The 6,685-nt window shown below is 60.7% G+C and carries 5 protein-coding genes; 3 read left to right on the top strand and 2 right to left on the bottom strand.

Features of this window, described 5'->3' with window-relative positions; translation table 11 throughout:
- Together H5U38_12475 and H5U38_12470 are read right to left on the bottom strand one after the other, a co-directional pair.
- The coding region (locus tag H5U38_12475) for a radical SAM protein (protein MBC7187840.1) at positions 1-287 on the bottom strand (287 nt) is incomplete at its 3' end.
- Between the two features lie 399 nt (positions 288-686).
- Positions 687-2,993: a PAS domain-containing protein gene (locus tag H5U38_12470; protein MBC7187839.1), complete on the bottom strand. Its 2,307-nt coding sequence runs from the start codon at positions 2,991-2,993 to the stop codon at positions 687-689.
- Between the two features lie 302 nt (positions 2,994-3,295).
- Here H5U38_12470 and H5U38_12465 point away from each other — a divergent pair, with 302 nt between their 5' ends.
- The 3 genes from H5U38_12465 to H5U38_12455 form a co-directional block, all read left to right on the top strand.
- Positions 3,296-4,738, top strand: a complete 1,443-nt coding sequence (locus H5U38_12465; GenBank protein ID MBC7187838.1) for an acetate kinase — start codon at positions 3,296-3,298, stop codon at positions 4,736-4,738.
- Positions 4,738-5,235: a hypothetical protein gene (locus H5U38_12460; protein MBC7187837.1), complete on the top strand. Its 498-nt coding sequence runs from the start codon at positions 4,738-4,740 to the stop codon at positions 5,233-5,235. Before H5U38_12465 ends, H5U38_12460 begins: the two co-directional genes overlap by 1 nt.
- Positions 5,213-6,685, top strand: a 1,473-nt coding sequence (locus H5U38_12455; GenBank protein MBC7187836.1) for a HEAT repeat domain-containing protein, incomplete at its 3' end; no start/stop codon positions are given. The genes H5U38_12460 and H5U38_12455, both read left to right, overlap by 23 nt.

Below are 6,685 nucleotides of genomic sequence, written 5' to 3'. Positions count from 1 at the left end.
CAGTCATACCGCTGGGCAAGGCGCACTACCTCCTCAGGCGGCATGTCGTAACTGGGTGCCTCCTCCGGCCGGATTTGGGAGATCTGCCAGTTCTGGCAGAACATGCAATCCACGTTGCAGCCGACTGTCGCCAAGGAAAAAGCACTCGTTCCCGGAAGGAAGTGGAAGAAAGGCTTCTTCTCTATGGGATCGACGTTGGCGGTACACGGGCGGGAATGGACGAGGGTGTAGTAAGTGCCGCCTCGGTTTTCGCGCACTTCACAGAAGCCCCGCTTTGCAGGCTCCACCACGCATCGCCGCGGGCAGAGGTTGCAACGCACCTTCTTGTTAGGGAGTCGTTCGTAATAACGAGCCTCAACGGTCCTGGCAGGGGAGCGAGAGTCGGCAGATCTCCCGAGCAGCGGAACAACAAAAGGCGCCGCCATCGTCATAGCACAGTGTTTACAGAACGACCGTCGATTCATGGCTTGGCTCACCATGTTCACCTCGTGCGGGGGCTTGGCACTGAGCACCTCCCCCTTCTGATGCGTGGATTTGGCCCAATCCAACAGTGCTGCAATTGAGCCGTTCCGGAACGAGCTCTCAGTCACACTCACCGGGCAGGGGAAAGAAAACCCGTGACCGGCACCCCTTCTACTGGCGGACGCCAACCACGGTTCCACTGTCCAGCTGGCTACTGGTGCCGGTCAGTGAAAGAGACGGTCCATCAGTTTGCGCAATCCTCCCGCCTCCGCCTCGGTTGCAGCAGCTCGTTCCTCTTTGACCTCGCCGGTGGCCTCCAAGAGCTGTCGCTTGAGTTCGACGTACATGACCCGGTTGTCGATAGCGATGGCCACCTGGTTGGCAAGCATCTCCAAGGTGCGAATGGTCTCCATGTTGGGCACGCGCCCGTCGACTGGGTCGTCGACCACCAGGAAGCCGATAATCTTCTCAGAGCGCGACACCAGTGGCACCAGGACCAGGCCCCACGTCGGCCACATGCCCTCATCGCCATTGCTCACCGCAGGTCGATAGATGGCCTTGAGGGGCGCCAGCACCGGCTCTTCGCGGTCCACAAAGTAGGAGCGGTTGCGTCGATAGCGGTCCTGCAGCAACCCGGCAATCTCCTCCAGCTCGAAGGCCAGCTCCCCGATCTGTAGTTGCTTGATCTTGTCCTCGCAAGCGACAGCCTTGACCTCCAGCAACTGGGTGCGCTTGCTCACCAGCGCCAGCACCACCAGGTTGAAGTCCAGCGAGAACTTGATGGACCAGACCACTTCCTTGAGCAGCTCAGAAAGGCTAAGGTAGAGCTTGAAAATGTTGCTGGTTGCCAGAATCTGCTTGAGGCGCCGCGTACGCCGCTCTAAGGTTGAGAAGTGCCAGTAGTTCTCAATGATCAGGGCGGCTAACCTGCCGAAGATTTCCAGGTTGTGGAAGGTGTCCCTGTTCGGGACAAATCCCTCCAAGGGGTCATCCAAGGAGATGTAGCCGAACGTTCGCCCCTCCGCGTCCAGGAGGTTGATCAGGACCAGGTCGCGGCGGTGCCACTCGCCCACCGGCCGCCGGTCTTGGGTGCGGCGGTCTCCGGTCAAAGCACCCACAGCGGTGCGGGCGTCCCGGAGTTCCCGGTTGTAGTAGAGTACCTTGACGCGGTACTTGCGAGCAAAGACCCGGTCTATGACCTCGGCGGGCACTTCCAGCGTCCTGGGTTGGTCGCCGGTGCTGCGGTAGCCAACCATGGCTTGCTTGACAAACACCTTGCGCCGCCGATCCAGCAAGGCTACCGTGCACCGCTTGAAGCGGAACACCTGGCAGACCACCTTGGCCAAAAGGTCCAGGAGCACAGACAAGGGTCTCCCGTAGCAGGCAGAGATGAGGGCAGCCAGCTCGTCGACCATCTTGAGCTGGTCGACCGCGTGGACCACCTCCACCTTGGGTGCGGGAGGCACCACTTCGCGAATACGGACTCTATACCCGGCAATCTCGCCGTCGCCCTCGCGGAACGGTGTGGCAGCAAGCTCCACCTGGACGCGCTTGCCCTTCTTGCCAATAAGGGTGCAAGGAAGGGGTGCCGCCTGACCACTGCCAAGAGCTTCAAACCAACGATAGACGTGGTCTTGGTCGCCTTCGCCGAAGAGGTCGGCGAGCGTGAGTTCCAGAAGCTCTTCGTCGCTGTAGTCGGTCAGCCTTTCCATATTCTTGTTGGCGGAAAGAATGCGCAACTTCTGATCGACCACGCACGACGCAGTCGGTTGTTCGGGTGCCTCTTGCGCCGGGCGACTCTCCGGCTGGGCAGCCGCCGGCGACGGCTCGGGTCGTGGTGCCGTCCTGGGCGGTTCTGCCTTCGGTGGCGACTCGGGCTCTTTGGCGAACAGCTCATCTGCCGGCGCTGCAAAGGAGAAGGCGGGCGGCCGGGCAGCCTCCCGAGGCGTCACGGGCGGCTGGGGTTCCTCCGGCGCACTTGCGAACAACGGCTCCTCACGAAGCGGAACCGCTGCGGCAGCTGCCGTGGCACTGGCCACAACAGGCTCCGGGGCGGGACGTCGCGGCACAAAGAGCGGCTCCCTGGGCGCTTGCACCGGACGCTCAGGCGCTGCCGGCGGCCTTTCCACTACAGGCTTCACCTTCCTCCTCAAGGCTCTGTGCCCCACCGCCTTGCGCACAGTGAAAGGCAGGGTCGTCAGATACCCTTTCGTCTTCATGACATAGTCATAAGCACCGCGCCGAAGAGCCGCAATGGCCAGGTCATCGCGCCCTTCATCCACAAGCACCACCACCGGCAAGTCAGGGCGGAGGCCCACCACCTGGTCGAGCACGGAAAGGTAGTCGCCATCGCCCAGATGGGAGTCCAGCAACAGCAGGTCTACGCCGTCAGCAGTGAGCTTGTCGATGAGCTCCGCCGGCGAGGTAACGCCGTGCAGCACGTAGTTCTCGTCATACAGCCGGAGAACGCGCTGTGCGTCCTCGAGATAGGATTGGTCCCTGTCGGCCAGAAGAATCTGGATGCGTGCCATGGCTCCTTAACCGCGTCGTCCGAACTGTCCGCCAGTGGTCTCTGCTGCTAATTAATAAAAAAATATTTAAAAGTCAAGCGAATAAATCTGTTGCGCGCTGTCCTGCGCCTACCCTTCTTCGCAACAACCACGTCTTAGCTACCGCAGGTATCCCCTTTTGCGGAAGCCGAGGCCTTTAGTGAACGTGCTTCATTTTTTCCCCTTGTTTGTTTCGCATATCTGTATAACTTTACCCGGCGAGGGCATGACCCATGTGAGAAGGGAGAAACCAGGAATAGTCCGCTGAGGCGAGGAGAAGGTCGATGAAAGTGCTGGTGCTAAATAGCGGAAGCTCATCGGTCAAATTTCAGCTGTTCAACATGGTTGACGAAGACGTGCTGGCCAAAGGGATCGTGGAGCGCATCGGCTCCAGCGAGGCCAGCATCACCTATCAGCCAAAGGGTCGCCACAAGATCGTCGAAACGCGCGAAATCCTGAACCACGATGCAGCCATTGCCATGGTGCTCTCCACCCTGATGCATCCCCAACATGGCCTAATCAAAGACAAGTCGGAAATCGCTGGCATTGGCCATCGCCTGGTGCATGGTGGGGAGGAGTTCACCGGATCGGTATTGATCACCGAGGAGGTGAAAGCCGGGGTGCGTCGCTGCATCCAGTTTGCGCCCCTGCACAATCCCCACAACCTCAAAGGTGTTGAAGCCTGTGAACAGCTCCTCAAGGGCGTACCGCAAGTGGGCGTCTTTGACACGGCCTTCCACCACACCATCCCGCAAGTGGCCTACATGTACGGCCTCCCTTACGCCCTTTACAAGAAGCTTGGGATTCGGCGCTACGGCTTCCACGGTACCTCCCACATGTACGTGGCGCAACAGGCCGCACAGGTGCTGGGCAAGCCCATCGAGAAGCTGAAAATCATCACCTGCCACCTCGGCAACGGCAGCAGCATCACCGCCATCCTCCATGGGAAGTCGGTGGACACGAGCATGGGGTTCACGCCGCTGGAAGGCTTAGTGATGGGCACCCGCTGTGGGGACATCGACCCAGCTCTTGTCTCCTACATTATGGAACGCGAAAAGCTGGATACCCGGCAGATCGACAACTTAATGAACAAGAGCAGCGGCATGCTCGGCCTCACCGAGACCACCAACGACATGCGCGAAATAGAGGCCGAGGCACAGCGCGGCAGCGAGCGTCATAAGTTGGCACTGGAGATCTTCTGCTATCGGATACGCAAGTACGTCGGCGCCTACATCGCAGTCTTGGGTGGGGTTGACGCCATCGTGTTCACTGGCGGCATCGGCGAGAACTCCTCTTTTGTGCGCCGCACCTCCCTTGCCAATTTGAAGGCATTGGGTATTGAGATCGATGAGGAGAAGAACGCCCAGAACGCGGTTGACATCAGCAAAGGGAAGGTCAAAGTGCTGGTCATCAAGACCAACGAAGAGCTAGCGATTGCCCGCGATACCAAGCGCATTCTCGAATCGCTGGCCGCGGAGATCGAAAAACCGGTGGCGGAAGAAGTGTTGGCGCAAGAGTTGGCCACCTTCACCCCCGACGACCGGGCGGAGTTGGTGCTCCTCTGGTCTGAGAACCCACGCACGCCGTTGTATGAGCTCACGGCAAAGTTGAACAAGCGGATCGGCAAGAACATCAGCATGCACGTGGTCAAACATGAACTGCAGCGCCTGGGACTGGACCGCGTGTCGGAGCAGAAACTGGAAGCGTTAGCTTCGAGGAGCAAGTGATGCGGGAACTGGACAACGAAAAAGCCGGATGGGTGGTGGCCCTGAGTTGGCTCACCGCTTTGGAGGAGACCGCGCGCGATTTCCACGGCACCAGGCCGCGCACCTTCTGCGAGCGTGCCTACGAGCACGCCGTGGACAATTACCTCTCCACTCTGGAGAACGACTACGGCTTCGTGGTGCGCAAGAGCGACTCCATCAAGTCGGCCCTGGACAACTACATTCAGATCGGCGTGCGCGCCAAGCTCTTCCGTGACGCAAGCCAGTTCGAACTGCGCGAGGTCAATCCCAACCGCGTCGAGGTAACCGTCCATCTGTGCCCCTATGTGCAGAGCTGCAAGGAGCTATTGAGCAGCGGGGCCACTCTGCGTGACCTCACCTGCGCTCGCATCGGCGCCTTCCGCGCCGCCGTCAAGTATTTGGCCAATATCGACTGCAGCTATAGCGTGACTGCCTTTGACGTTGAGGATACATGCCATGGTGTCATCGAGCGAAAGTAGCCAGCAGCTGCGGGAGGCCGTGAGTGGCGCCTCAATGGAGGAATTGCTGCAGCAGGCAGTTTCTGGCGCAGACTGGCGCGAACGCCGCTTGGCAATCATTGCCCTTGGCTATTGCCGCGAACCCTCGGTGCAGCAGCCGACCCTGATCAAGACCTTGATCGGCCTGTTGCGCGACCCCCTGCCCGAGATCCAACAAGCAGCGGTCATCTCCTTGGGGCGGCTTGGCGCCAGCGAGGCCCTCGAGGAGCTCAGCAAGCCCCGCATCGTCAACTCGTTGGACATGCGCGTGCGCTGGTCGGCGATCAACGTGCTCAGAACTTTGGGCGACCACCGTGTCATCGAGACCCTCATTGCCGCGGCAGACGACGAGGAGTGGCTGGTGCGCAACGAGGCGCTCATTGGCCTGCAGCAAAAGGTGGCCGATATTGTTGCCTCTGGCGATGAAAACCTCGCGCGCATTCTCCTGCGCATGTTGGCGCTTGAGGAGGAGCCGGTGGTGAGCCTGGCAATCTCGGGCCTGGTGCAGATGGGCGAGCGCAGCATCGACATGGTCATCGAAAGCATGCGCAGCCCCAGCGAGCTGGTGCGCCGCAACGCCGCACGCGTGCTCGGCGAGATGCGCAATCCCGCGGCGATTGAACCGCTGGTAAAGGCCTTAGATGACGACGAGGCCGACGTGCGCTGCGCCGCAGTGCGAGCGCTTGCCGACATCGGCGATCCGCGTGCCATCGAGCCTTTGGTGGCGGCCCTGAGCGACACCAGCGAGAAGGTTCATCAAGCTGCCAGTCAAGCGTTGGTGCGCTTTGGCCGCCTCGCGACCCATGCGTTGCTGCGCGCCCTCGATCATGAGCGGAACAAGACGCCGCTCCGCACGATCATCCTCACGTTGGGCAAGATTCGCGATCAGGCAGCCCTCCCTCATCTGGTCAGACACCTAAGCAGCAGCTACTTCACCGTGCGGGGCGCGGCCATCGCTGCTCTCAAGCCGTACGGCACCGCCATTGTGCCGCACCTACTGAAAATGCTCGCCGTCAACGAGAGCGATGTCAGTGACCTGCTGGCGAGCGCCGCCGACACCGACAACCCCACGGTGCAAGTCCGTGCCATCAACGCGTTGGGCAGCTTGGAAGAACATCGCGCCGTGCCGCTCCTCAAGAGATTGGTGGCAGGTGAAAACCAAGAGGTAGCAGAGGCGGCGCAAGAAGCCCTGGCCAAGATCGGCTGTGCCGCATGGGGCCGCTGCGGGGCGTTGGCCCTCCTGGGGGAAATGGGAGATCGCTCGCTGGTGCCGGTGGTGGAAAAGTCCCTGAAGGATGACTCCACCAACGTGCGCCTGGAGGCCGTGCGCGCCCTGGGCAAATTTGCCAGCGAACAGGTTATCGCGACCCTTGGGCAGACGGCGCTCACCGATCCTGACCCCTACATCCGCGCCGAGGCCTTGCGCACTATC

This window comes from Calditrichota bacterium, from assembly GCA_014359355.1.
GTDB lineage: Bacteria > Zhuqueibacterota > Zhuqueibacteria > JANLFK01 > Oleimicrobiaceae > Oleimicrobium.
Note: the sequence above shows the minus strand (reverse complement) of the source record. Positions and strands in the feature narration are given on the sequence as shown.